24 protein-coding genes are annotated in these 25,028 nt (G+C 72.0%); 9 read left to right on the top strand and 15 right to left on the bottom strand.

Going from position 1 to position 25,028, the window contains the following annotated elements:
* Positions 1-48: 48 nt before the first annotated feature.
* Positions 49-1,086, bottom strand: coding sequence for a glycosyltransferase family 2 protein (locus tag ACZ8ZB_RS13795; RefSeq protein WP_470738009.1), 1,038 nt, complete (start codon positions 1,084-1,086; stop codon positions 49-51).
* Positions 1,087-1,215: 129 nt separating this feature from the next.
* Between ACZ8ZB_RS13795 and ACZ8ZB_RS13800 the strand changes: the two genes are divergently transcribed.
* Positions 1,216-2,670 carry an LCP family protein gene (locus tag ACZ8ZB_RS13800; RefSeq protein ID WP_470738010.1) on the top strand — a complete coding sequence of 485 codons (1,455 nt, stop codon included), beginning with the start codon at positions 1,216-1,218 and terminating at the stop codon, positions 2,668-2,670.
* 6 nt (positions 2,671-2,676) lie between these two features.
* Here ACZ8ZB_RS13800 and ACZ8ZB_RS13805 read toward each other — a convergent pair whose 3' ends face one another.
* Complete coding sequence (locus ACZ8ZB_RS13805; protein ID WP_470738011.1) at positions 2,677-3,234, bottom strand: acyl-CoA thioesterase; 558 nt, start codon at positions 3,232-3,234, stop codon at positions 2,677-2,679.
* Positions 3,235-3,353: 119 nt separating this feature from the next.
* Between ACZ8ZB_RS13805 and ACZ8ZB_RS13810 the strand changes: the two genes are divergently transcribed.
* Positions 3,354-4,631 carry an LCP family protein gene (locus ACZ8ZB_RS13810; protein WP_470738012.1) on the top strand — a complete coding sequence of 426 codons (1,278 nt, stop codon included), beginning with the start codon at positions 3,354-3,356 and terminating at the stop codon, positions 4,629-4,631.
* A gap of 48 nt (positions 4,632-4,679) precedes the next feature.
* Here ACZ8ZB_RS13810 and ACZ8ZB_RS13815 read toward each other — a convergent pair whose 3' ends face one another.
* On the bottom strand, positions 4,680-5,045 hold the full coding sequence (locus ACZ8ZB_RS13815) for a four-helix bundle copper-binding protein (protein WP_470738013.1): 366 nt from the start codon (positions 5,043-5,045) through the stop codon (positions 4,680-4,682).
* 232 nt (positions 5,046-5,277) lie between these two features.
* Here ACZ8ZB_RS13815 and ACZ8ZB_RS13820 point away from each other — a divergent pair, with 232 nt between their 5' ends.
* Positions 5,278-6,441 carry a phospholipase D-like domain-containing protein gene (locus ACZ8ZB_RS13820; RefSeq protein WP_470738014.1) on the top strand — a complete coding sequence of 388 codons (1,164 nt, stop codon included), beginning with the start codon at positions 5,278-5,280 and terminating at the stop codon, positions 6,439-6,441.
* Between the two features lie 72 nt (positions 6,442-6,513).
* Here the strand turns inward: ACZ8ZB_RS13820 and ACZ8ZB_RS13825 are convergent, their stop codons facing one another.
* The gene (locus ACZ8ZB_RS13825) at positions 6,514-7,686 is read right to left on the bottom strand and encodes an acyl-CoA dehydrogenase family protein (protein WP_470738015.1); all 1,173 of its coding nucleotides are present in this window, start codon (positions 7,684-7,686) and stop codon (positions 6,514-6,516) included.
* 181 nt (positions 7,687-7,867) lie between these two features.
* On the opposite strand from ACZ8ZB_RS13825, the gene ACZ8ZB_RS13830 reads away from it, so the two are divergent.
* Entirely contained in the window at positions 7,868-9,211 is a 1,344-nt protein-coding gene (locus ACZ8ZB_RS13830; protein ID WP_470738016.1) for a UDP-glucose dehydrogenase family protein, read from the top strand.
* Positions 9,212-9,412: 201 nt separating this feature from the next.
* Here the strand turns inward: ACZ8ZB_RS13830 and ACZ8ZB_RS13835 are convergent, their stop codons facing one another.
* A complete protein-coding gene (locus ACZ8ZB_RS13835) occupies positions 9,413-9,919 on the bottom strand; it encodes a CGNR zinc finger domain-containing protein (protein ID WP_470738017.1) in 507 nt (168 codons plus the stop codon).
* Positions 9,920-10,028: 109 nt separating this feature from the next.
* Between ACZ8ZB_RS13835 and ACZ8ZB_RS13840 the strand changes: the two genes are divergently transcribed.
* On the top strand, positions 10,029-10,388 hold the full coding sequence (locus ACZ8ZB_RS13840; protein WP_470738018.1) for a VOC family protein: 360 nt from the start codon (positions 10,029-10,031) through the stop codon (positions 10,386-10,388).
* A gap of 25 nt (positions 10,389-10,413) precedes the next feature.
* Entirely contained in the window at positions 10,414-10,806 is a 393-nt protein-coding gene (locus ACZ8ZB_RS13845; RefSeq protein ID WP_470738019.1) for a VOC family protein, read from the top strand.
* Positions 10,807-10,984: 178 nt separating this feature from the next.
* Here the strand turns inward: ACZ8ZB_RS13845 and ACZ8ZB_RS13850 are convergent, their stop codons facing one another.
* The 3 genes from ACZ8ZB_RS13850 to ACZ8ZB_RS13860 all read right to left on the bottom strand — a co-directional run bounded on the left by ACZ8ZB_RS13850 (position 10,985) and on the right by ACZ8ZB_RS13860 (position 13,895).
* The gene (locus tag ACZ8ZB_RS13850) at positions 10,985-12,163 is read right to left on the bottom strand and encodes a dipeptidase (protein ID WP_470738020.1); all 1,179 of its coding nucleotides are present in this window, start codon (positions 12,161-12,163) and stop codon (positions 10,985-10,987) included.
* Between the two features lie 14 nt (positions 12,164-12,177).
* Complete coding sequence (gene purE, locus ACZ8ZB_RS13855) at positions 12,178-12,678, bottom strand: 5-(carboxyamino)imidazole ribonucleotide mutase (protein WP_470741476.1); 501 nt, start codon at positions 12,676-12,678, stop codon at positions 12,178-12,180.
* A gap of 77 nt (positions 12,679-12,755) precedes the next feature.
* The gene (locus tag ACZ8ZB_RS13860) at positions 12,756-13,895 is read right to left on the bottom strand and encodes a 5-(carboxyamino)imidazole ribonucleotide synthase (protein ID WP_470738021.1); all 1,140 of its coding nucleotides are present in this window, start codon (positions 13,893-13,895) and stop codon (positions 12,756-12,758) included.
* Between the two features lie 152 nt (positions 13,896-14,047).
* On the opposite strand from ACZ8ZB_RS13860, the gene ACZ8ZB_RS13865 reads away from it, so the two are divergent.
* Entirely contained in the window at positions 14,048-14,587 is a 540-nt protein-coding gene (locus tag ACZ8ZB_RS13865; RefSeq protein ID WP_470738022.1) for a GtrA family protein, read from the top strand.
* Between the two features lie 3 nt (positions 14,588-14,590).
* On the opposite strand, the gene ACZ8ZB_RS13870 is transcribed toward ACZ8ZB_RS13865, so the two are convergent.
* Both ACZ8ZB_RS13870 and ACZ8ZB_RS13875 read right to left on the bottom strand, forming a co-directional pair.
* On the bottom strand, positions 14,591-15,865 hold the full coding sequence (locus ACZ8ZB_RS13870) for an ATP-binding protein (RefSeq protein ID WP_470738023.1): 1,275 nt from the start codon (positions 15,863-15,865) through the stop codon (positions 14,591-14,593).
* Positions 15,866-15,902: 37 nt separating this feature from the next.
* Positions 15,903-16,580, bottom strand: coding sequence for a response regulator transcription factor (locus tag ACZ8ZB_RS13875; RefSeq protein WP_470738024.1), 678 nt, complete (start codon positions 16,578-16,580; stop codon positions 15,903-15,905).
* Positions 16,581-17,093: 513 nt separating this feature from the next.
* Between ACZ8ZB_RS13875 and ACZ8ZB_RS13880 the strand changes: the two genes are divergently transcribed.
* Positions 17,094-18,590 carry an oligopeptide:H+ symporter gene (locus tag ACZ8ZB_RS13880; protein WP_470738025.1) on the top strand — a complete coding sequence of 499 codons (1,497 nt, stop codon included), beginning with the start codon at positions 17,094-17,096 and terminating at the stop codon, positions 18,588-18,590.
* A 183-nt stretch (positions 18,591-18,773) separates the two neighbouring features.
* Here the strand turns inward: ACZ8ZB_RS13880 and ACZ8ZB_RS13885 are convergent, their stop codons facing one another.
* Together ACZ8ZB_RS13885 and ACZ8ZB_RS13890 are read right to left on the bottom strand one after the other, a co-directional pair.
* The gene (locus ACZ8ZB_RS13885) at positions 18,774-19,337 is read right to left on the bottom strand and encodes an ATP-binding protein (protein WP_470738026.1); all 564 of its coding nucleotides are present in this window, start codon (positions 19,335-19,337) and stop codon (positions 18,774-18,776) included.
* A gap of 242 nt (positions 19,338-19,579) precedes the next feature.
* Positions 19,580-19,957, bottom strand: a complete 378-nt coding sequence (locus tag ACZ8ZB_RS13890; RefSeq protein WP_030821652.1) for an STAS domain-containing protein — start codon at positions 19,955-19,957, stop codon at positions 19,580-19,582.
* Between the two features lie 239 nt (positions 19,958-20,196).
* Between ACZ8ZB_RS13890 and ACZ8ZB_RS13895 the strand changes: the two genes are divergently transcribed.
* On the top strand, positions 20,197-21,123 hold the full coding sequence (locus ACZ8ZB_RS13895; RefSeq protein ID WP_470738027.1) for an RNA polymerase sigma factor SigF: 927 nt from the start codon (positions 20,197-20,199) through the stop codon (positions 21,121-21,123).
* A gap of 83 nt (positions 21,124-21,206) precedes the next feature.
* Here the strand turns inward: ACZ8ZB_RS13895 and hutI are convergent, their stop codons facing one another.
* The 3 genes from hutI to ACZ8ZB_RS13910 are packed head-to-tail and all read right to left on the bottom strand — an operon-like array spanning position 21,207 to position 24,966.
* The gene (gene hutI / locus ACZ8ZB_RS13900) at positions 21,207-22,379 is read right to left on the bottom strand and encodes an imidazolonepropionase (protein ID WP_470738028.1); all 1,173 of its coding nucleotides are present in this window, start codon (positions 22,377-22,379) and stop codon (positions 21,207-21,209) included.
* A gap of 20 nt (positions 22,380-22,399) precedes the next feature.
* Positions 22,400-23,767, bottom strand: a complete 1,368-nt coding sequence (locus ACZ8ZB_RS13905) for a formimidoylglutamate deiminase (protein ID WP_470738029.1) — start codon at positions 23,765-23,767, stop codon at positions 22,400-22,402.
* Positions 23,764-24,966, bottom strand: coding sequence for an allantoate amidohydrolase (locus ACZ8ZB_RS13910; protein WP_470741477.1), 1,203 nt, complete (start codon positions 24,964-24,966; stop codon positions 23,764-23,766). The genes ACZ8ZB_RS13905 and ACZ8ZB_RS13910 overlap by 4 nt, the downstream gene beginning before the upstream one ends.
* Positions 24,967-25,028: the final 62 nt, after the last annotated feature.

Genomic DNA, 25,028 nt, shown 5'->3' on the forward strand with positions numbered 1-25,028 from the left:
CGACGGGCCCCTCTCCGGAGGGGAGAGGGGCCCGTCGGCGGCGTCCGGTCAGTGCGGGGCGGCGTCCGCGCGGACCGGGGGGCGCCGGCTCGCGATCACCTTGCGCGCCAGCGCCTTCGGACTGGTCAGGAAGCCCCAGCCCCACGACATGTGCATGGTGGCCAGCGCCACCGGGATCTGCAGCCGCGCCTTGAGCGGCAGCCCCTTGCCGGCGGGGACGGAGCCCAGCACGATCGCCGCGAGGTAGCCGCCGGGCACCACGAAGCCCCACGGGGTGAGCACCGCGCCCACCACGATCCCGGCCGCGATCGCGCACACCGCGGTCGGCGGGGCCAGATAGCGCAGGTTGATGGAACCGGAGTGGTAGCGGGCCACGACGTGCCGCCAGCGGCCGTAGTCCTTGTACTGCTTGGCCAGCGCCCGCACGCTCGGCCGGGGCCGGTACGACACCTTCAGCTCCGGCGAGAACCAGATCAGCCCACCGGCCTCGCGTATGCGGAAGTTCAGCTCCCAGTCCTGGGCGCGGATGAACTCCACGTTGTAACCGCCCTGCTGCTCCAGCGCCTCGCGCCGGAACACCCCCAGGTACACCGTCTCGGCGGGAGCGGCCTCGCCACCGGTGTGGAAGGCGGCGTTGCCCACGCCTATCCTCGACGTCATCGCGGCCGCGACGGCGTGCTCCCAGTCGTTCTCCCCCTCGGCGTGCATGATGCCGCCGACGTTCTGCGCGCCGGTCTCCTCCAGGAGGCGCACGGCGGTCGCGATGTAGTTCGGGGAGAGCATCCCGTGCCCGTCGACGCGGACCACGATCGGATGGCGCGAGGCCTGGATCGCCGCGTTGAGGGCGGCCGGGGTGCGGCCGGTCGGATTGGGCACGGTGTGCACCCGCGGGTCCTCGGCCACGAGCTCGGCGGCGATCTCGTCCGTGCGGTCCGTGGACGGACCGAGGGCGATCACGACCTCCATCTCGCCGGCGTACTCCTGGGCGAGGATCGCGCGGACGGCGCCGCGCAGGTGCCGCTCCTCGTTGAGGACGGGCATGATCACGGAAACGGCGGGGAGCCGCACGTCGGGATTGGCGTTCATAGAGGGCTCACGTTACCGCGAACGGGGGACACCGACGCGCGCGCCGGGGACGATGCGCCGGACCGCAGATCGTATCGGCCTACCGTGCTCACGATCCCACGCACGGCCGTCGTCCGGAGGTGTCCCCCCTTGCCCACGCCGTCGCGGTCCCCCCGGCCCCGCACCGCACCGCAGCGTCCCCCGCGACCGCCCGCGCCGCCGCGCGGCAAGCCGCGCTGGGTCGTGCGCACCGTCACCACGCTCTCGGTCGTGGTGCTCGCGGCCGCGGGGATCGGGCACGCGGTGGTGAGCAGCCTCGACGAGGACATCGCCCGGGTCGACCCGTTCCGCGACATGAAGAACCGCCCCGAGGCCGGTCACGGCATGAACATCCTGCTCGTCGGCACCGACGGCCGGGAGCGGATCGGCGCGGAGGAGCGGGAGAAGTACCGGCTCGGCGGGGTGCCCTGCCACTGCACCGACACGATCATGATCGTGCACATCTCGGCGGACCGCGACCGCGCCTCCGTGGTCAGCCTGCCCCGCGACTCCTACGCCGTGACGCCCCCGCACACCGACCGCGTGAGCGGCGAGCGGCACGAGGGGCACCCGCTCAAGCTGAACGCGGCGTACGCGGAGGGCGGGCCGCAGCTGACCGTGCGCACGGTCGAGAAGATGACCCGGGTGAAGATCGACCACTACCTGGAGGTCGACTTCACCAGCTTCATGAGGACCGTGGACGTGGTCGGCGGCGTCGAGATCTGCACCGGCAGGCCGTTGAAGGACGACCGGACCGGCCTCGACCTGCCCGCCGGCCGGCACACCCTGGAAGGCGGCCAGGCCCTGCAGTACGTCCGCTCCCGGCACGTCGACGGCGCCTCCGACCTCAGCCGGATGAGGCGCCAGCAGCACTTCATGGCGGCCCTGGTGGACCGGGTCACCTCCTCCGGCGTCCTGCTGAACCCGATGAGGTTCCGGGACGTGACCCGGGCGGTGCTCGGCTCGGTCCGCGCCGACGAGGGCTTCGGCACCGGCGAACTCCTCGACCTCGGCCGGGCGATGCGGAACTTCTCGCCCTCCTCCTCCGAGTTCGCCACCGTGCCGATCGCCGACATGAAGTACGCCGTGAAGGGTGTCGGCACGACGCTGAGGTGGGACGCCGACGAGTCCGAGCGCGTCTTCGACGCGCTGCGCCGGGACGAGCCGCTCTCCGCGCACCGCCCCCCCGACCCGGCGCTCCCGGTCCCGGTGGACCCCCGGCGGATCCGCGTCCAGGTCGAGAACGGCACCCGCACCACGGGCCTCGGCCGGCGGGTGGACGCCGCGCTGGCGGCGACCGGGTTCGACACCACCCGCGCCCCGGTCAACGCGGCGGAGCGGGACGTGCGGCGGACGGTCGTCGTCCACGACCCCCGCTGGGACCGCTCCGCGAAGTCCCTCGCGGCGGCCCTTCCCGGCAGCGAGCTGCGCGCGGTGGAGGACCAGGGCGCCACGCTGAGGGTGATCGTGGGCGCCGACTTCGAGAAGGTCCGCGAGGTGCGGGCGCAGGACCCGGAGCGGGGCGAGTTCGGGGTGGTGCGGGGCGACGAGGTGGGCTGCTCCTGACCTCCGTCAGTCCTCGAACCCCTCGGCGGCCCGCTTCTCCCGCAGTTCCATGATCGCCCGGCGGCGGGCCAGACGGTGGGCGCGGCGGATCTGGGCCTCCTGGTAGCGGCGCCGGTCCCGCTCGGTCTCCGGCGTCACCGGCGGCACCCGGCGCGGCTTGCCGTCGGCGTCGACGGCCGCGAAGACGAGGTACGCCGAGCCGACCTGGGTGGGTGGCGCGGACTCGTTCCAGCGCTCGGCCAGCACCCGCACCCCGACCTCCATCGAGGTCCGCCCGGTCCAGTTGACCTGGGCCTTCACATGGACCAGATCGCCGACGCGGACCGGCTCGAGAAAGGCCATCTCGTCCATGGAGGCGGTGACGGCAGGCCCTCCGGAGTGCCGTCCGGCGACGGCGCCCGCGGCGTCGTCGACCAGCTTCATGATCACCCCACCGTGCACCGTGCCCAGCAGGTTGGTGTCGCTGTGGGTCATGATGTGGCTGAGGGTGGTACGGGACGCCGAGGTTGGCTTGCCCGGGATGTCCGGACTCTCCGTGGCTGCGGCGGGGGCCTGATCTGTCATGGCCTCCACCTTATGCCGAGGCCGCGCCCGCGGAATTTGTGTCAGATTCGCAACAGCGGTGACCTGATTTTCCGACGACCCTTGTGTGGCGCACGGCCGGGACCTGCACACTGTCTCCCATGAGTGATTGGCCCGAGGCACCGTCCGACGACAACCGCGGCAGACGCTACGGACGCGGCAGCGCCAGCCCCCAGCCCGAGGGCGCCCGCGTCATGCGGCAGGTCCGCCGCGGCCCGGCGGCCCCTCCCGGGCAGGGCGCCGCGTACGGCGGCGTCCCGCAGCAGCCGTCGTACGTGGACGGCCACGGCAGCGGCGGCGGCTACGACAGCGGCTACAACACCGGCCAGGTGTACGGCACTCCCGGCAGCGGCGGACCCGCCGGGCCGGGCAGGGACGGCCACGGCCCGCAGCGCCCCGCGCCGGACTGGCGCCGCCGCGCCAAGTGGACGGCGATCACCGTGGCGACGGTGCTGGTCGTGACGACCGTCGGCACCTACTTCTGGGCCGACTCCAAGCTCAACCGCGAGGTCGACCTGTCGAAGGTGATCGAGCGGCCCGAGCAGGGCGAGGGCACCAACTACCTCATCGTCGGCTCCGACAGCCGCGAGGGGATGTCCGACGAGGACAAGAAGAAGCTGCACACCGGGTCCGCCGAGGGCAAGCGCACGGACTCGATGATGATCCTGCACACCGGCGACAACGGTCCCACCCTGATCTCGCTGCCCCGGGACTCCAACGTCGAGATCCCGTCCTTCGTGGGCTCCGAGTCGGGCAAGTCCTACCCGGGGACCGGCCGGCAGGTGAAGCTCAACGCCGCGTACGCCGAGGACGGGCCCGAACTGCTGGTCCGCACGGTCGAGTTCAACACCGGTCTGTACATCGACCACTACGTGGAGATCGGCTTCGGCGGCTTCGCCAGCATCGTGGACGCGGTCGGCGGCGTGGAGATGGACATCCCGCAGGACATCAAGGACACCAAGTCCGGCGCCGACCTCAAGAAGGGCAAGCAGACCCTGAACGGCGAGGAGGCCCTGGCCTTCGTCCGCACCCGCTACGCGCTGGCGGGCTCCGACCTGGACCGTACGAAGAACCAGCAGAAGTTCCTCTCCGCCCTCGCCAACCAGGTGGCCACGCCGGGCACGGTCCTCAACCCCTTCAAGCTCTACCCGACCATGGGCGCCGGCCTGGACTCCCTGATCGTCGACGAGGACATGGGCCTGTTCGACCTCGCCGACATGTTCTGGTCGATGAAGGGCGTCAGCGGCGGCGAGGGCACGTCCATGAACATGCCGGTCGCGGGCTCCACCGGCGGCAACCTGCTCTGGGACAAGGCGAAGGTGAAGCAGCTGGTGAGCCAGCTGAACAACGACGAGAAGGTCACCGTCAAGGGCGACTGAACCGGTCGTGGGCACCCCGCGGGGCGCCCACGCACGTGCCCGGCGGCGTCACATCGTGGCGTCCGCCATGGCGCGGCACATCTCGGAGCAGCGGCGACAGGACTCGGCGCAGCGCGTCATCCTCTCGTCGTCCGGCATGGACATGCACGCCTCGGCGCACATGTCGCAGGCCTGCGCGCACATCGTGCACATCTCGTTCGCCAGCGGCGAGCGGCGCATCATCATGTCCGCGCACATGCGGGTCATCTCCGAGCAGTCCATGAGCGGCCGCATGATCTGCATCTGGGCCTGGCCGCCCATCTGCAGACAGGAGCTCATGGTCTCCTCGCACACACCGTGGCAGGCCATGCACGCCTGGACGCAGTCCTGCATCTCCTTGCTCATCGGTTCCATGGTCGGCTGCTGCTGGGTCATGGTTCCTCCCGGGGGACGGCGGGGACCGCTTCCGGCCCCGCCCTTCCGTCCTACGCCCCCGGCCCCATGAGCACCACAGGAGACGGGACGCCCGCCGGTCCGCCCCCTCCTGTCGGGCAGGACACACGGGGCGCCCGCGTGGAACCTCCGGCAGCGGCAAAGAGAGGAGGGGCGGCCGGGACCGCGCCGGCCGCGCCACGGGGCGGGACGAGCGACCGAGGGGAGAGCACACGTGACACCACAGGAGGAGCGACAGCGGCTGCGCAGACGGCTGGAGCGGCTCATCGGCATCGCCGCGACCGAGGGCAACGAACTCGTGCCGCTGCGCAACGGCGACCGGATCTTCCCCGCGATGCTGGAGGCCATCCGCGCCGCGGAACACACCGTCGACATGATGACGTTCGTGTACTGGCGCGGCGACATAGCGCGGGAGTTCGCCGACGCCCTGGCCGAGCGGGCGCGCTCGGGGGTCCGGGTGCGGCTGCTGCTGGACGGTTTCGGCGCCAAGGAGATCGAGCCGGAGCTGCTGGACGCCATGGACGACGCCGGCGTCCAGGTGGCCTGGTTCCGCAAGCCCGCCCGGGTGTCCCCGATGCGGCAGAACCACCGCTGTCACCGCAAGGTCCTGGTGACCGACGAGCACACCGCCTTCACCGGGGGCGTCGGCATCGCCGAGGAGTGGTGCGGTGACGCCCGCGACCCGGGCGAGTGGCGCGACACCCACGTGAAGGTCAGGGGACCCGCCGTGGACGGCATAGCCGCGGCCTTCGCCCAGAACTGGGCCGAGTGCCACGACGACCTGTACGACGAGCACGACCGCTTCACCGCCCAGGAGCAGCCGGGCAGCGCCACGGTGCAGGTGGTGCGGGGATCGGCCAGCTTCGGCTGGCAGGACATGCAGACGCTGCTGCGCGTGGTGATCACCTCGGCGCGGGAGCGTTTCCGGCTCTCCACCGCCTACTTCGCGCCCGACCCCTACTTCATCGGCCTGCTGGCCGACGCCGCCCGCCGGGGGGTGCGCGTCGAGATCCTGCTGCCCGGCCCGCACACCGACCAGCGGGCCTGCCTGCTGGCCGGACGACAGCACTACCAGACCCTGGTCGACGCGGGCGTGGAGGTGCGGGAGTACCAGCCGACCATGCTGCACACGAAGATCATCACCGTGGACGGCGTCTGCTCCCTCATCGGCTCCACCAACTTCAACCGCCGCTCCCTGGAGCATGACGAGGAGGTCATGCTGGCCGTCCTCGACGAGGACTTCACCGCCGCGCTGGACGCCGACTTCGACGCCGACCGCGAGCTGAGCGAGCCCGTCGACCCGGCCCGCTGGCGCCGCCGCCCCCTGCCCGCGCGCCTCGCCGAGGCCGCGGTCACGCCGATCCGCCACTTCCTGTGACGGCGCGCGGCGGCCGGGAAGGGCGAAGGGCGCCCGGCCCGCGGACGCCCTTCCCCGTCGGCCCGCCGGCCCTTACGGCAGGTTGCGGGCCATCACGATCCGCTGGACCTGATTCGTACCTTCATAAATCTGCGTGATCTTCGCGTCGCGCATCATGCGCTCGACCGGGTAGTCCCGCGTGTAGCCGTAGCCGCCGAGGAGCTGGACGGCGTCCGTGGTGACCTCCATGGCGACGTCGGAGGCGAAGCACTTCGCCGCGGCGCCCTGGAAGGTCAGGTCCCCTTCTCCGCCTCCGGCGGCGACGCGCTCGGACTTGGCCGCGGCGGCGTACGTCAGCTGGCGGGCGGCCTCTATCTTCATGGCCATGTCGGCGAGCATGAACTGGACGCCCTGGAAGTCGGCGATCGGCTTGCCGAACTGCTTGCGCTCCTTGACGTAGCCCTTGGCGTAGTCGAGGGCGCCCTGGGCGATGCCGAGGGCCTGTGCGGCGATGGTGATGCGGGTGTGGTCCAGGGTCCTCATCGCCGTGGCGAAGCCGGTGCCCTCCTCGCCGATCATGCGGTCGGCGGGGATGCGGACGTTGTCGAGGTAGACCTCGCGGGTCGGGGAGCCCTTGATCCCGAGCTTCTTCTCCGGGGCCCCGAAGGAGACCCCCTCGTCGGACTTCTCGACGACGAAGGCGGAGATGCCCTTCGAGCGCTTGGCGGGGTCGGTGACGGCCATCACCGTGTAGTACTCGGACTCGCCGGCGTTGGTGATCCAGCGCTTCACGCCGTTGAGGACGTAGGTGTCGCCGTCGCGGACCGCCCTGGTCTTCATGCCGGCCGCGTCGGAGCCCGCGTCGGGCTCGGAGAGGCAGTACGAGAACATCGCGTCGCCCTTGGCGAGCGGGGCCATGTACTTCTTCTTCAGCGCCTCGGAGCCGGAGAGGATGACCGGCAGCGAGCCCAGCTTGTTCACGGCGGGGATGAGGGAGGAGGACGCGCAGACGCGGGCCACTTCCTCGATCACGATGACCGTCGCGAGGGCGTCCGCGCCGGCGCCGCCGTACTCCTCGGGGACGTGGACGGCGTGCAGGTCGTTCGCGACCAGCGCGTCGAGGGCCTCCTGCGGGAAGCGGGCCTCCTCGTCCACCGCGGCGGCGTACGGCGCGATCTTCGCCTCGGCCAGCGAGCGGACGGCGTCGCGGAGCATGTCGTGCTCCTCGGACGGGCGGTACAGGTCGAAGTCAGCCGATCCGGCCAAGGTCTCTCACGCTCCAAAACGCTGCGATGCTGATCACGCTAACTACCGTTAAGTAACTCAAATGTTAGGCCTTCACCGGCGCTCGTGGATAGGTGAGCTGGACGACAGGCCGCCGCCGGCGCTCCGGGACCCCCGGTTATGCTCGGGCCCGCACTGCATGCCGCACACCCCTGGAGCACTCATGGCCCTCAAGATCACCGTGATCGGCACCGGTTATCTCGGTGCGACCCACGCGGCGGCCATGGCGGAGCTGGGGTTCGAGGTGCTGGGTCTCGATGTCGTTCCGGAGAAGATCGACAAGCTCCGGCGCGGTGAGGTCCCGATGTACGAGCCGGGGCTCGAGGAGCTGCTGCGCAGGCACGTCGCCGGGATCGAGGGGTCCAGCGGGCGGCTGCGGTTCACGATGGACTGGGCCGAGGCCGGTGAGTTCGGCGACGTCCACTTCGTGTGCGTGAACACCCCGCAGCGGCACGGTGAGTACGCGTGCGACATGTCGTACGTCGACTCCGCGATCGCCTCGCTCGCGCCGCACCTGAAGGGTCCCGCGCTGGTCGTGGGCAAGTCGACGGTGCCCGTCGGCTCGGCCGACCGGCTGGCCGCCTACCTGGCCGAGCACGCCCCGGCCGGCCAGGACGCGGAGCTGGCGTGGAACCCGGAGTTCCTGCGTGAGGGGTTCGCCGTGCGCGACACGCTGCACCCGGACCGGATCGTGGTGGGCGTGCGCAGCGAGCGGGCGGAGAAGGTGCTGCGGGAGGTGTACGCCACGCCGGTCGAGGAGGGGTCGCCGTTCGTGGTGACCGACTTCGCGACCGCGGAGCTGGTGAAGACCTCGGCGAACTCCTTCCTGGCCACGAAGATCTCGTTCATCAACGCGATGGCCGAGGTGTGCGAGGCCGCGGACGGCGACGTCGCCAAGCTGGCGGAGGCCATCGGCTACGACGACCGGATCGGCGCGAAGTTCCTGCGGGCCGGGATCGGTTTCGGCGGCGGCTGTCTGCCGAAGGACATCCGGGCGTTCATGGCGCGCGCCGGGGAGCTGGGCGCTGACCAGGCGCTGACGTTCCTGCGGGAGATCGACTCGATCAACATGCGCCAGCGCGGCCGGATGGTGGAGCTGACGAGGCAGGCCCTGGGCGGCGGGTCGTTCCTGGGCAGGCGGGTGGCGGTGCTGGGCGCGACCTTCAAGCCGGACTCGGACGACGTCCGGGACTCGCCGGCGCTGAACGTGGCCGGGCAGATCCACCTGCAGGGCGGCCAGGTCACGGTGTACGACCCGAAGGGCATGGACAACGCCCGCAGCCTCTTCCCCACCCTGGGGTACGCCGGCTCGGCGCGGGAGGCGGTGCGCGGCGCGGACGTCGTGCTGCACCTGACGGAGTGGCGGGAGTTCCGCGAGCTGGACCCGGCGGCGCTGGGCGAGGTGGCGGCCCGGCGGCTGATCCTCGACGGGCGCAACGCGCTCGACCCGGAGGCGTGGCGGCGGGCCGGCTGGCGCTACCGCGCGATGGGGCGTCCCACCGCCTAGACGAGGACAGGTGACGCCGGTTCGGCCGAGGCTCAGTCGGCCGAACCGGCGTCCTGCCGCATTCTGCCCCACCGGGCGCGGGCGCGGTGGGGCTACGCCCCGAAGGGGCACGGGACCGTACCGGCGTGCGGCTGCCGCCGCGTGGGCGCGACCGGCCACGAGGCGCCGCGGACGACCGGCGACACACCTCCGGCGGAGCGCTCAGGCGCCCTTCGCCCGGTACCGGCGCATCTTCGCGCGGGCCCCGCACACCTGCATGGAGCACCAGCGGCCGCGTCCGGCGGGGCTGCGGTCGTAGTACGCCCAGAGGCAGTCGGCGGCCTCGCAGGCCTTCAGCCGGTTCCAGGTGCCCGCCGTGACCGCTTCGGCGACGGCGGCGGCCACGCGGGAGAGCAGGGGTCCGTCGTCGACGGGGGCGAGGGCCGCGGAGCCGTCCGCGGGGTCGACGGTGACCACCAGGGGCGCCCGGGCGAGCAGCTCGCCGAGCGGGGTGACCGCGCGGTGGGGCGGGTGTCCGGCGTGGACGAGGAGCGTGGCGCGCAGGGACTCGCGCAGTTCGCGGGCGGGGGCGGCGGTCTCCTCGGTGAGCCCGAAGGGCGCGCGGCCGTCCGCCGTGTCCAGCGCGTCGGCGCCCGACTCGACGTCCAGCGTGTTGACCAGGGCCTGGACCAGGGCCAGCTTCCCGGGCGGGGCCGCTCTCTCACTCATGTCCGGACCGTACCTCCCGCTTTCCCCTTGCGACGTTACCCCCAGTGCGGCAGCATGCGGTAACGGATACCGGTTGACCGGCTCTACCGGTAACGACAAGGAGGAAGTCATGCCCGTTGCCAAGGTGGGCTCCATCGTCCTGGACTGCCCGGATCCGCGCGCACTGGCCGATTTCTACGCCGGGGTGGTGGGCGGCACGGTGGTGGACGAGGGCGACTGGGTGGACCTCAAGGTGCCCGGCGGCCCGGTGGTCGCCTTCCAGTCGTCCCCCGGGTACGTGCCGCCGCGGTGGCCGTCGGCCGACGGCTCGCAGCAGTTCCACCTGGACCTGACGGTCGAGGACCTGGACGCGGCCGAGAAGGAGGTGCTGGCGCTGGGCGCGAAGCCGCTGGACGCGGACGACCGCACGCGGACCTTCCGGGTTTACGCGGATCCGGCCGGGCACCCGTTCTGCCTGTGCGCCTGCTGACCCGCTGATTCCCGGAGGATGACCCATGGCCCCCGTGGCCCGTTTCCGTTCCGTCGTTCTCGACTGTCCCGACCCGCGCGAACTGGCCGTCTTCTACGCGGCCGTCGGCGGCGGCACGCCCGTGGAGGAGGATCCGGACTGGGTGGTGCTGCAGGTCCCCGCGGGACCCCGGCTCGCCTTCCAGCGGGCGCCGGGGCACACCCCGCCCAAGTGGCCGAGCGCCGACCACGACTCCCAGCAGTTCCACCTCGACTTCGACGCCGGCGGGACCTGGGAGGAGGTCGACGCGGCCGAGGAGAAGGTGCTGGCGCTGGGGGCGCGGGTGCTGGACCGGGAGGACTACGAGAGCAAGGGCTTCCGGGTGTACGCCGATCCGGCGGGGCATCCGTTCTGCCTCTGCCGGATCGAACAGCCCTAGCTGTTCCGTCCCGGGAGGTCGTGGACGGTGACAGGGCTCACGGCTGATCGGTCCCGAAGTGGGTGAGGGCCTTCTGGCCCGGTGTGGATCGCGACATCCGCACCAGCACCAGAAAGGCCCTCGTGCCCCGCCGCAACGCACCCCTGGCCGGGACCGGACGGCTGCGCCCGGCCGCCCTTCAGCCGTCCAGCGACTCGAGCGTGGCGTTGGAGGGCGCCCGGACCGCCCGGAGGTCCCGGGCCACGTCCTCCGCGGCGCCCAGGACCCGTACCGCGTTCTTCCACGTGAGCTTGGCCAGGTCGGCCTTCGACCAGCCGCGGTCGAGGAGCTCGGCGATCAGGTTCGGGTAGCCGGAGACGTCGTTCAGGCCGTCGGGGGTGAAGGCCGTGCCGTCGTAGTCGCCGCCGATGCCGAGGTGGTCGACGCCGGCGACCTCGCGCATGTGGTCGAGGTGGTCGGCCACGGTGGACACGGTGGCGACCGGGCGCGGGTGGACCTCCTCGAAGGCGCGGTGCACCTTCATCCCCTCGGCGGTGGTGTCGAGGTGGTGGAAGCCGTGGGCGCGCATGTTCTCGTCGGCCGCGGCCGTCCAGTCGACGGCCGCCTGGAGCACGAACTTCGGCACGAACGTCACCATCGCGACACCGCCGTTGGCGGGCAGCCGCTCCAGCACGTCGTCGGGGATGTTGCGCGGGTGGTCGCAGACCGCGCGGGCGGAGGAGTGGGAGAAGATCACCGGCGCCGAGGTGGCGTCCAGCGCGTCCCGCATGGTCGTGGCGGCGACGTGGGAGAGGTCGACCAGCATGCCGAGCCGGTTCATCTCCCGCACCACCTCGCGGCCGAAGGCCGACAGGCCGCCCACGCCGGGCTCGTCGGTCGCCGAGTCCGCCCACGCCACGTTGAAGTTGTGGGTGAGGGTCAGATAGCGCACGCCCAGGTCGTACAATCCGCGGAGCGTGCCGAGGGAGTCGGCGATGGAGTGGCCGCCCTCCGCCCCCATGAGGGAGGCGATACGGCCCTGACCGCGGGCGGCCTCCATGTCGGCGGCGGTCAGCGCGGGCGCCAGTTCCCGCGGGTGACGGGCCAGCAGCTGCCGTACGCAGTCGATCTGTTCCAGCGTCGCCGGCACCGGGTCGGGCCGGTCCGCGCGGACGTACACCGACCAGAACTGCGCGCCGACCCCGCCCGCGCGCAACCGGGGGATGTCGGTGTGCAGGTGGGCGGACTGGTCGGCGGCGATGTCGCGGGCGCCGAGGTCGTAGCGGACCTGTTCGCGCAGCGCCCACGGCAGGTCGTTGTGTCCGTCGACGACGGGGAACTCGGCCAGCAGCGCGCGGGCGTCGTCGAGGGACGTCATGGCACCCACCCCGCTCACTTGCCGAAGCCGAAGCCGCCGCCGGACCCCTCGGCCTTGGCGCGCAGCCGCTTGCCCTTCTCGGTGGCCTGGTCGTTCAGCTCCTGCTGGAACTCCCGCATGCGGTCGAGGAGTTCCTCGTCGTGGACGGCGAGGATCCGGGTCGCCAGCAGGCCCGCGTTGCGCGCGCCGGCCACCGAGACGGTGGCGACCGGGACACCGGCCGGCATCTGCACGATGGACAGCAGGGAGTCCATGCCGTCGAGGTACTTCAGCGGCACGGGCACACCGATGACGGGCAGCGGGGTGACGGAGGCGAGCATGCCGGGCAGGTGGGCGGCGCCGCCCGCGCCCGCGATGATCACCTTCAGCCCGCGGTCCGCGGCCTGCTCGCCGTACGCGATCATCTCGCGGGGCATGCGGTGCGCGGAGACGACGTCGACCTCGTAGGCGACCTCGAACTCGTCGAGGGCCTTGGCCGCCGCCTCCATGACGGGCCAGTCGGAGTCCGAACCCATGACGATGCCCACCGAAGGGAGGGGGCGCGCGTCAGCGCTCGTCGAGGGGTGGTGGCCGGGCGACGGGTGGGCGGGACTCATTCGGTGATCGTGCCTCTCAGGTAGCCGGCTGCGTGACGGGCGCGCTCCAGCACGTCGTCCAGGTCGTCGCCGTAGGTGTTGACATGACCCACCTTGCGGCCGGGCTTCACGTCCTTGCCGTACATGTGGATCTTCAGCTGGGGGTCGCGGGCCATGCAGTGCAGGTACGCGGAGTACATGTCCGGGTAGTCGCCGCCGAGGACGTTGACCATGACCGTCCACTTCTCGCGCGGGCGGGGGTCGCCGAGCGGGAGGTCGAGGACGGCGCGGACGTGGTTGGCGAACTGCGAGGTGATCGCGCCGTCCATGGACCAGTGCCCGGAGTTGTGCGGGCGCATCGCGAGCTCGTTGACGAGGATGCGGCCGTCGCGGGTCTGGAACAGCTCGACCGCGAGGTGGCCGACGACGCCGAGTTCCCCCGCGATGTTCAGCGCCATCTCCTCGGCCTTCAGCGCGAGGTCCTCGTCGAGGCCGGGGGCGGGCGCGATCACCGTGTCGCAGACGCCGTTCACCTGCCGCGACTCGACGACGGGGTAGGCGACGGCCTGCCCGTGCGGGGAGCGGACCACGTTGGCGGCCAGCTCGCGCACGAAGTCGACCTTCTCCTCGGCGAGGACGGCGACACCCGCCTTGAACGGCTCGGCCGCCTCCTCGACGGAGTCGACCACCCACACGCCCTTGCCGTCGTAACCGCCGCGGACCGTCTTGAGGACGACGGGGAAGCCCTCCCCCTCGGCCGCGAACGCGGCCACGTCCTCGGGGTCGGCGACGATGCGGTGCCGCGGGCACGGCACGCCGATCGCGTCGAGCTTCGCGCGCATCACGCCCTTGTCCTGGGCGTGCACCAGCGCGTCGGGGCCCGGACGGACGGGAATGCCGTCCGCCTCCAGGGCCCTGAGGTGCTCGGTGGGCACGTGCTCGTGGTCGAAGGTGATCACGTCGCAGCCGCGTGCGAACGCGCGCAGCGTCTCCAGGTCGCGGTAGTCGCCGACGACGACGTCGCCGACGACCTGCGCCGCGGAATCCTGCGGAGTGTCACTGAGGAGCTTGAACCTGATGCCGAGCGGGATGCCCGCCTCGTGTGTCATACGAGCGAGCTGGCCACCGCCGACCATGCCGACTACCGGGAACGTCACGCCCCCAGGGTATCGGCCGGGCCACCGTGGCCGGTTTACCGGCCTCCCCAGGACCGTCCGCGGCCGGGATCCTCGTCCGCAGGAAGATCACGGGGACGGGTGGTTAGCATGGTCTGATTGACGCCGACCCAGGGACGGGGGCCAGCACGACCATGGGACGCGGTTCCTCAGGACCTCCGGCCACGGCCCCGGCACCGCCGCGCGGCGGCGTGCGGGAACGGATCGACCGGATCGTCCGTGAGGTGGCGAAGTTCGGCGCGGTCGGCGGAGCCGGTCTGCTGGTCAACCTCCTCGTGTTCAACCTGGTCCGGCAGGTGACGGACCTCCAGGTGGTGCGGGCGAGCGTCATAGCGACCGTCGTCGCGATCGTCTTCAACTACATCGGCTTCCGCTACTTCGCCTACCGGGACCGCGACAAGTCCGGGCGCACCCGGGAGATGTCGCTGTTCCTGCTGTTCAGCGCGGTCGGCCTGGTGATCGAGAACGGCGTGCTGTACACGGCGACGTACGGCTTCGGCTGGGACAGCCCACTGCAGAGCAACATCTTCAAGTTCTTCGGCATCGGCGTGGCGACCCTGTTCCGCTTCTGGTCGTACCGCACCTGGGTGTTCCGCGCGCTGCCGGTCCGGGAGCCGGTGACGCGGGGCGCCGCGCGCCCCGAGGGCTCCCGCACGACGCAGCGCGTGCCGTAGCCGTCAGCGCACCGTCCGGCGGGACTCGTCCTCCGGGGACTTCTGCGGCGGCGTGCGGGAGAGGAACAGGCCGAAGACGGCCGGACTGGCCTGGAGCATCTCCAGCCGTCCGCCGTCCGCCTCCGCCAGGTCGCGGGCGACGGCGAGGCCGATGCCGGTGGAGTTGTGACCGCTGATCGCCCGTTCGAAGATCCGCGAGCCCAGGTCGGCGGGGACGCCCGGACCCTCGTCGGTGACCTCGACCACCACCTGGTTGCCGGTGACCCGGGTGCGCAGGGCGACCGTGCCGCCCCCGTGCATCAGCGAGTTCTCGATCAGCGCCGCCAGCACCTGGGCGACCGCGCCCGGCGTGCCCACCGCCCGCAGCTCCCGCTTGCCGGAGGTGACGATCGCCCGGCCCGCGCTGCGGTAGGCGGGACGCCACTCGGCGAGCTGCTGCTTGATGACCTCGTCGAGGTCGAAGGTGACCGCGGAGCCGGTGCGGGGGTCGCGGGAATTGGTCAGCAGCCGCTCCACCACGTCCGTCAGCCGCTCCACCTGCGCCAGCGCGATCGTCGCCTCCTCCTTCACCGTCTCCAGGTCGTCGGTGAGGGTGATCTCCTCCAGCCGCATGGACAGGGCGGTGAGGGGCGTGCGCAGCTGGTGGGAGGCGTCCGCGGCCAGCCGCCGCTCCGCGGTCAGCATGCGGGCGATGCGCTCGGCGGAGCGGTCCAGCACGTCCGCGACCCGGTCCAGCTCGGGAACGCCGTAGCGGCGGTGGCGGGGGCGCGGGTCGCCGGAGCCGAGGCGCTCGGCGGTCTCCGCGAGGTCGGTCAGCGGGGAGGCGAGCCGGTTGGCCTGGCGTACCGCCAGCAGCACCGCCGCGATCACCGCGAGCAGCGCCACCAGGCCGATGATCAGCAGCGTACGGCCGACCTCCCGGGTCACCGAGGAGCGCGGCTCCTGGACGGTGACCGTCTCGCCCTCCTCGCCGGGGGCCGAGCCGCTGATGACGTCCCCGTCCGGCTTGGTGCCGACCTCGATGGGCGGCTTGCCGGGGATCCGGATGACGGCGTACCGGTCCTCGGTGACCTGGTTGCTGAGGATCTCGGCGGTGACCTGGTCCTCGACGATCAGCCGGCTGTCGACGATGCTGGCCAGCCGCACCGCCTCGGACTCCACCCGCTCCCTGGCGCTCTCACTGATGGTGCGGGTCTCGACGATCACCAGGGAGACGCCGAAGACGGCGATCACGACGAGCACCACGGCGAGCGTGGACTGGATCAGACGGCGGCGCATGTCCTCTTACTCACTGGCGGACCCCGACGGACGGGGGTCAGCTCTTCTCGAACCGGAAGCCCACGCCGCGCACGGTCGCGATGTAGCGGGGGTTGGCCGCGTCGTCGCCCAGCTTCTTGCGCAGCCAGGAAATGTGCATGTCGAGGGTCTTGGTGGAGGACCACCATGTGGTGTCCCAGACCTCGCGCATCAACTGGTCGCGGGTGACGACCCGGCCCGCGTCCCGCACCAGGACCCGCAGCAGGTCGAACTCCTTCGCGGTCAGCTGGAGCTCCTCGTCACCCATCCACGCCCGGTGCGACTCGACGTCGATGCGCACCCCGTGGGTGGCGGTCGGCTGCTGGGGCTCGGCGGAACCGCGCCGCAGCAGGGCCCTGACCCGGGCCAGCAGCTCGGCGAGCCGGAACGGCTTGGTGACGTAGTCGTCGGCGCCCGCGTCCAGGCCGACGACCGTGTCCACCTCGTCGGCGCGCGCGGTCAGGATCAGCAGGGGAACCGTGTGCCCCTCGGAGCGGAGCCGACGGGCGACCTCCAGACCGTCCATGCCGGGCAGTCCGAGGTCCAGCACCACCAGGTCGACCCCGCCCTGCATGCCCGCTTCGAGCGCGGCGGGTCCGTCCTCACGCACCTCGACCTCGTAGCCCTCCCGGCGCAGGGCGCGGGCCAGCGGCTCCGAGATGGACGCGTCGTCCTCGGCGAGCAGTACACGGGTCATGCAGTGATGGTAGTCCCGCCGCCCGGGGGCCCGGGGTGTGATCGCGGGCGTTGTCCCTTACCTCCGGCATACCCGTTTCTCACCCACGGCGCTCCCGGTTCGCGCCTGCGGCTGTGAGGTGCGAACCTGGGAAGGACCTTCGAATGGGTGACCGCGGTTCCAGTGAAACCTGTGATCCGTGTCTCAAGTCCTTCCATATCCGGCACTGTCCTGCCGTATGGTGAATCAACGCCTGTTGCACCACGGGGGCCTTTGGCGCAGTCGACGCCGAGGGTCTCTTTTGCGTGCGGGCCGGCTTCTCCGCCGGCTCCGGAAGGAATGACCTGTGGCCGGGCCTCACCGCGCACTGACGCGCGTGGAGGCGTGGATCCCGGTGGTCGCCGTCCGCCGTTCCGCGACCCGGAACGGCCTCCCCCGGGCGTGGGGTGGACGGTACGGACCCGCCGGTGCCGGCCGCCCCCCACCGGGCGCGTACACGCTCGCGCGACGCGTCCCGACCAGCAAGGATCGACCATGGCGTCCAGCCTGACGAAGGACTCGGTCACACCGGGCACCCCCGGCTCCGAGAAGACCTTCTTCGGCCACCCCCGCGGACTGGCCACTCTCTTCATGACCGAGATGTGGGAGCGTTTCTCCTACTACGGCATGAGGGCTCTGCTCCCGCTGTACCTCGTCGCGCCGGGCGGCCTGGCCCTGAGCGCCGGCACCGCGACGGCGATCTACTCGGTGTACGTGTCGCTGGTGTACCTGCTCGCCATGCCCGGCGGCTGGTTCGGCGACCGCGTCTGGGGTCCCCGCAAGACCGTCGCCGTCGCCGGCGGCGTCATCATGCTGGGCCATCTGACGCTGGCCCTGCCGTCCTCCGGCACCTTCTACGCGGGCCTCGGTCTGGTCGCCATCGGCTCCGGCCTGCTGAAGGCCAACATCTCCACCATGGTCGGCCACCTCTACAAGGGTCCGGACGACCCGCGCCGGGACGGTGGCTTCACCGTCTTCTACATGGGCATCAACCTGGGCGCCTTCGCCGCGCCGCTGATCATCGGCACCATCGGCGAGAGCGTCGACTGGCACCTGGGCTTCGCGCTCGCCGCGCTGGGCATGGGTCTGGGCCTGGTCCAGTTCCTGCTGGGCAGCCGTCACCTGGACGCGCACTCCAGCGTCGTACCGAAGCCCCTGTCGGCCGCGGAGAAGTCCTCCACCCTGCGCAAGGCCGCCCTCTGGGCGGGCATCGCCGTCGTCGCCTACGCCGCCCTCGGCCTCTCCGGCCACTACACGCTGAACTGGGTCCTGGTCCCGCTGACGCTGCTCGGTGTGATCATCCCGGTGATGGTGCTGGTCCGCATCAAGCGCGACCGGGAGCTCGACCGCGCCGAGCAGTCGAAGATGTCCGCGTACATCTGGTTCTTCGTCGCCGCGGCCGTGTTCTGGATGATCTACGACCAGGGCGGCTCGACGCTGTCGATCTTCGCCGACGCGTCGGCCGACAACACCGTCCTCGGCTGGGAGTTCCCGGTCTCCTGGTACCAGTCGGTCAACCCGGTCCTGATCATGGCGCTGGCCCCGGTCTTCGCCTGGTTCTGGCTGGCGCTGAACCGGCGCGGCAAGGAGCCGAGCACGATCGTGAAGTTCTCCTCCGGCCTGGTGCTGGTCGGCGCGTCCTTCTTCCTCTTCCTGGCCCCGCTGTCGATCGCCGAGGGCGGGCACAAGGCCGCGGCGCTGTGGCTGGTGGCGATCTACTTCACGCAGACCGTCGGTGAGCTGCTGCTCTCCCCGGTGGGCCTGTCGGTCACCACGAAGATGGCGCCCGCGAAGTACGCCTCGCAGATGATGGGCGTCTGGTTCCTGGCCGTCACCGCCGGTGACGCCACGACCGGTCTGCTCTCCATCGCCGGTGTCGACCTGAACAAGACGGGCATCGTCGCGATGGAGGCGGGCCTCGCGGTGGTCGCCGGTGTCGCGGTGTGGATGTACCGCAACAAGGTCAAGGCCCTCATGGGCGACGTGCGCTGAGCCTTCCCCCCACGGCTCGACGCGAAGGCCCCTGGAAACCGCCGGTTTCCAGGGGCCTTCGGGCGTTGCGACGGGCTCGGACGCCGGGTGCTGCGGGTCGGTGCGGCGGGGCGCGCCGGGTCCGGGCCGTGCACGCCCCGGCCCTCGTGAAGCCCCGGGCGTGCGCGGTGCCCCGAGTCCGGCTTACGCCGGCGCCCCGAGTTCCGCCCAGACCGTCTTGCCCGCGACGTCCGCGGCCCGGACGACTCCCCAGTCCAGGCAGAGCCGCTGCACGATGAACATGCCGTGGCCTCCGGGGCGGCCCGCCCGGTGCGGGGTGCGCGGGGCCGGCTGGCCCGTGCCCCGGTCGGTGACCTCGATCCGGATCACCTTCTTGTCGCAGGTGATGGCCAGATGGTCCGGCCCCTCGGCGTGCAGGCAGGCGTTGGTGACCAGTTCGGAGACGACGAGCAGGACGTCCTCGGCGGCGGCCCGCCGATCGGCGGTGGCGGCGGGCAGCCAGCCCCACGCGTACAGCGCCTGGCGGGTGAAGTCACGGGCGAGCGGTACGACGCCGCTCTGGTCGTCGAAACTCAGCCGGTAGACCTGGCCGTCGCCCGGCGGCCCGGAAGACCCCGACGGCTCGGTGGGCACGGCGGCGCCCTCGACGGGGGCGCTCCCCGCCGGCGCGCCGCCCCCGGGCGTCCCGGAAGCGCCGCTGGGCTCCGGACCGCGGTCGCCCGGCGAGTAGGGCCGGGTGGTGCTCATCAGCGCTTCACCTCACCGTGTCACCAGTTCACGATTCAAAAGTTCCCGTACTAGATCGGTCACGCGTGGACGGCCCATCCGGTTCCCGGAGCCCTCACGACCACCGTGTCCGACACGTTCAGGGTGTCTCCTGCCCGGGCGGGCCGAGGGGACACCCCCGTATTCGCACGAAAAGGCGCGGCGGAAGCGGCCCTCCGTCCGTGAGGGCGGCGCGAGGGCCCGGCCGGGCCTGCCCGCGCGCGTCACGCGGAATCGTCGGCCAGCGCCGCCTCGAGCGTGTCGTGGACGGCGAACACCGCGTCCGCTCCCGTGATTTCGAAGACGCGCGCGACGACGGGCTGCATCCCCACGAGATGCACCCCGCCTCCGGCCGCCTCGGCCTTCAACCGGGCACCGAGCAGCACGTTCAGCCCCGTGGAGTCACAGAACTCCAGCCGGGAGCAGTCGATGACAAGCCGCTTGAATCCCTTGGCGAGGCAGTCCTCCAGTGGCTCCCGCAACAGATCGGCGGTGTGGTGATCCAACTCACCCGCCGGAGTCACGACGGCACTGGGGCCCTCTTCTCGCACCTCGACCAGAAGCCGGCCAGACTGTGCGCTGCCGACCGTCCCGCGGTCCATGCCGTCTCTCTCTCCCGACGTCGTGGCTGCCTGCTGACGTCCTCGAACATTACGCCTTATGGCCACGCTCCGACAGCCGAACAATCGCGCGCAAACGGACATATGCGAATAGAGCGCACTTGCGGTCGGCTCGGGAAAGCGGGTAGGGCTAGTAAGGACACGCAACCGACACGGCCGGCTTTGGAGGCGCCGCACACCGCAGTGCACGTATCGGCTTCGGCAGCCATATGCCGAGAACGATGGAGGACATCATGTCACCCCGGCTCGACGCATCGCGTACCCCGAAAGCGACGTCGACACTCCCTCCGGAACATCTGGATCCCATCGAGCAGGACGACCCGGGCGTCGTCCCGGACGACCTACTCGCCGGACTCCCTGAGATCCCCCCGTACGACGAGGTGGGCCCGGTCGACGCGCGAGCCCTCTCCAAGACCCTCTTCGAGCGCCTGGAGTCGCTGGAGGAAGGCACCCAGGAGTACTCGTACGTACGCAACACGCTCGTCGAGCTCAACCTCGCCCTGGTCAAGTTCGCCGCCTCCCGTTTCCGCTCGCGCAGCGAGCCGATGGAGGACATCATCCAGGTCGGCACCATCGGCCTGATCAAGGCGATCGACCGCTTCGAACCGTCGCGCGGTGTGGAGTTCCCCACTTTCGCGATGCCCACCATCATCGGCGAGGTCAAGCGCTTCTTCCGCGACACCTCGTGGTCCGTGCGCGTACCGCGCCGGCTGCAGGAGCTCCGGCTCGACCTGGCCAAGGCCGGTGACGAGCTGGCCCAGCAGCTGGACCGGGCTCCGACGGTGGCCGAACTGGCCGAGCGTCTGGGCATCACCGCCGAAGAGGTCATCGAGGGCATGGCGGCGTCGAACGCCTACACCGCCTCCTCGCTGGACGCCCAGCCGGAGGAGGACGACACCGAGGGCGCCCTGGCGGACCGGATCGGCTACGAGGACCACGGGCTCGAAGGCATCGAGTACGTCGAGTCGTTGAAGCCGCTGATCGCCGAACTGCCGCCGCGGGACCGGAGGATCCTCTCCCTGCGCTTCGTCGCGGGCATGACCCAGTCCGAGATCGGCGAGGAACTGGGCATCTCCCAGATGCACGTCTCCCGCCTGCTGTCACGGACGCTGGTGAAGCTGCGCAAGGGACTCACGGTCGAGGAATGACCCCCACCGGGTGACGTTCGTCCTGCGGGGGCGGTCCGCGGCCGGGCCGCCCCCTTCGGCGCGTCCGGGGAGCGCCGGACCGTTCACACCCTGCGTACGCCCCGTCGCCACACCCCCGCGACCAGCGGGACACCGGGCCGGTAGGCGAGGTGGACGTGGCTCGGTGCGTCGAGAAGGACGAGGTCGGCGTAGGCGCCCGGGGTCAGCCGGCCGATGTCGTCACGGCGCAGGGCCGCGGCGCCGCCCGCGGTGGCCGCCCGGACCGCCTCGTCCGGCGTCATGCCCATGTCGCGCACGGCGAGCGCGACGCAGAAGGGCATGGAGGACGTGAAGGACGAGCCGGGGTTGCAGTCGGTGGACAGCGCGACGGTGACGCCCGCGTCCAGCAGCCGGCGGGCGTCCGGCCACTCGGCACGGGTGGAGAACTCGGCGCCGGGGAGCAGGGTGGCGACGGTGTTCCCGCCGGCGAGGGCGTCCACGTCGGCGTCGGTGAGGTGGGTGCAGTGGTCGGCGCTGGCCGCGTCGAGTTCGACGGCGAGCCGGACGCCGGGGCCGTACGACAGTTGGTTGGCGTGGACGCGCGGGTGCAGGCCCTTCGCCTTCCCGGCGGTGAGGATCGCGCGGGCCTGGTCGCCGTCGAAGGCGCCCTCCTCGCAGAAGACGTCGATCCAGCGGGCGTGCGGCGCGCAGGCGTCCAGCATCTCGCCGGTGACCAGGGCCACGTATCCGGCCGGGTCCCCGGCGTACTCGGGCGGGACGACGTGGGCGCCGAGGTAGGTGACCTCGTCGGTGTGGCGGGCGGCCAGGCGCAGGGCGCGGGCCTCGTCCTCGACGGTCAGGCCGTAGCCGGACTTGGTCTCGAAGGTCGTGGTGCCCTGGCGGAGCGCCTCGTCGAGGAGACGGACGAGGTTCGCCTCCAGTTCCGCGTCGCCGGCGGCCCGGGTGGCGGCGACGGTCGTACGGATGCCGCCGGCGCTGTAGGCGCGGCCGGACATCCGGGCGTTGAACTCCTCGGTGCGGTCACCGGCGAAGACCAGGTGGGAGTGGGAGTCGACGAAGCCCGGCAGGACCGCCCGGCCCCCGGCGTCGACCCGGTTGTCAGTGGCGGGTGCTTTGCTTGATCCACCGGTCCACACGACGCGGTCGCCCTCGATGACGACGGCCGCGTCCCGGACCAGACCGAGGGGGGACGAGTCGCCCGGGGAGGGGTCGTTGGTGACCAGCGCGGCGATGTTGCTGATGACGGTGCTGCTCATGGTGTCCTCATGGGTGGTCGTCAGGCGCGCAGTGCCTCGACGGCCCGCGCGAGGGCTCCGGGTACGTCGGGCACGAGCGTGTGCGCCCCGTCGCGTACGACGTGCCGGCCCGCCACGACCGTGTGCCGCACGTCCGCCGCTGTCGCCGCGAATACGGCCGTCTCGGCGCCGAGCCGGGGCGGCGGCCCCGCTGTTCTGACCGAGTCGAGCCCGAGGGTGGTGAGGTCGGCGCGCGCCCCGGCTTCGATGCGGCCGGTGTCGTCCCAGCCGAGGGCGGCGTGTCCGTCCGCGGTGGCGGCCCGCAGCAGCGCGGCGGCCGTCCAGTGGCCGCGGGTGCGGGTGCGCAGGCGCTCGTCGAGCTCCACCGCGCGGGCCTCCTCGAGCAGGTCGATCACGGCGTGGCTGTCGGAGCCGAGGGAGAGCGGGGAGCCCTCGTTCTGCAGGGCGGCGGCGGGACCGATCCCGTCGGCGAGGTCGCGTTCGGTCGTCGGGCACATGCAGGTGCCGGTGCCGCTGCCGCCGATGAGGGTGATGTCCTCGGCGGTGAGGTGGGTGTTGTGGACACCGGTGGTGCGCGGTCCGAGGACTCCGTGCAGGGCCAGGAGCTGCGCCGGGGTGCAGCCGTGGATCTCCCGGCAGGCGTCGTTCTCCGCGGTCTGCTCGGACAGGTGCACGTGGAGCGGGGCCCGCCGTTCCTCGGCCCATCGCGCCACGGTCGCCAACTGCTCGGCCGGTACGGCCCGGACGGAGTGGATCGCCGCTCCGATCCGTGCGTGGTCCCGCTCCTCGAGGGCGGAACAGCGCCGGGCCCAGGCGTCCGCGTCGCCGTCGGAGAAGCGGAGCTGGTGGGCGGTGGGCGGCTGTCCGAAACCGGAGGAGAGGTAGGCGGTGTCGAGGAGGGTGATGCGGATGCCGGCCTCGGCGGCGGCCTCGACGAGCGCCTCCCCCATGGCGTTGGGGTCGGCGTAGGGCGTGCCGCCGGGGGCGTGGTGGACGTAGTGGAACTCGCCGACCGCCGTGATGCCCGCCAGCGCCATCTCGGCGTACACGGCCCGGGCGAGGGCGTGGTAGGTGTCCGGGGTGAGCCGGCCGGCCGTGGCGTACATGATCTCGCGCCAGGTCCAGAAGGTGCCGGAGCCCACCTGGACGGTGGAGCGCAGGGCGCGGTGGAAGGCGTGGCTGTGCGCGTTCGCCAGTCCCGGCAGGGTCAGTCCGCGCAGGATCTCGGCGCCGGGCGGCGGGGCGGGGGTGTCCGGGCGGACGGCGGTGATGCGGCCGTCCTGGCCCGCGGCGGAGCCGCCGATGGACACCGTCACGGTCACGCCCGGCTCGACGTGGGTGCCGAGCCAGGCGTGCTCCAGCCAGTACGTCCGCAGGGTGGCAGTCACGTGCAGGCCAGTCCTTCCAGTACGTCGGCGAGGGCGAGGACCCCGGCCACGCAGTCGTCCTCGTCGGCGGACTCGGCCGGGGAGTGCGAGACGCCGGTGGGGTTGCGCACGAACAGCATGGCGGTCGGCACGTGTCCGGAGAGGATTCCGGCGTCGTGTCCGGCGCCGGTGCCGAGGACGGGCACCCTGGGGCCGGTGCCGCTGCCGAGGATGCGGGCGAGCTCGTCGCGCAGGGCGTGGTCGAACTCGACGACGGGGGTGAAGGACTCGCGTTCGACGTCGAGGGTGACGCCGTGCTCCCGTGCGTGGGCGCGGGCCGCCCGCCGCACGCCGTCCACGACGGCGTCCAGGCTCTTCTGGTCGGCGGCGCGTGAGTCGAGCCAGCCGCGCACCAGGGAGGGGACGGCGTTGACGCCGTTGGGCTCGACGGCGACCTTGCCGAAGGTGGCGACGGCGCCCGCGAGTTCGGCCTCCCGGCGGGCGGCGAGGACGGTCCCGGCGTACGACAGCATGGGGTCGCGCCGGTCGGCGAGCCGGGTGGTGCCGGCGTGGTTGGCCTCGCCCCGGAAGTCGAACCGCCAGCGGCCGTGCGGCCAGATGGCGGACGCGACGCCGATGCGGTCGCCGGACAGGTCGAGGGCGCGGCCCTGCTCGACGTGGAGTTCCACGAAGGCGCCGATGCGGTCGAGCCGTTCGGGGTCGGGGCCGAGGGCGCCCGGGTCGTGTCCGGCGGCCTCCATGGCCTGCGGGAGCGTGATGCCGTCCCCGTCGGTGAGCCGGTGGGCCTGCTCGACGGTGAGCGCGCCCGCGGTGAGCCGGGAGCCGGTGCAGGCGAGCCCGAAGCGGGCGCCCTCCTCGTCCCCGAAGTTGACGATGCCGAGCGGTTTGGCGAACCGCGCGCCGCGTCGGCGCAGTTCGTCGAGCGAGGCGAAGGCGGACACGACCCCGAGGGGCCCGTCGAAGGCCCCGCCGTCGGGCACGGAGTCGAGGTGCGACCCGGTGACGACGGCGTCCCCCCGCGCGGGCTCGCCCAGCCAGGCCCACTGGTTCCCGTTGCGGTCGACCTCGTAGGCCAGCCCTCGAGCACGGGCCTGCTCCTCGAACCACCTCCGGCACTCGGAGTCGGCCCGGGTCCAGGCGAACCGCCGGTAGCCGCCGGAGGCGGCGTCGCGTCCGATGGGCAGCAACTGCCGCCACATCTCGTGGAAAGAGGGCGGTGCGGGCTGACGGCCACCGGGCTGCGGGCCGTCGTTCCGCAGGG

This window comes from Streptomyces sp. 12E, assembly GCF_055633275.1.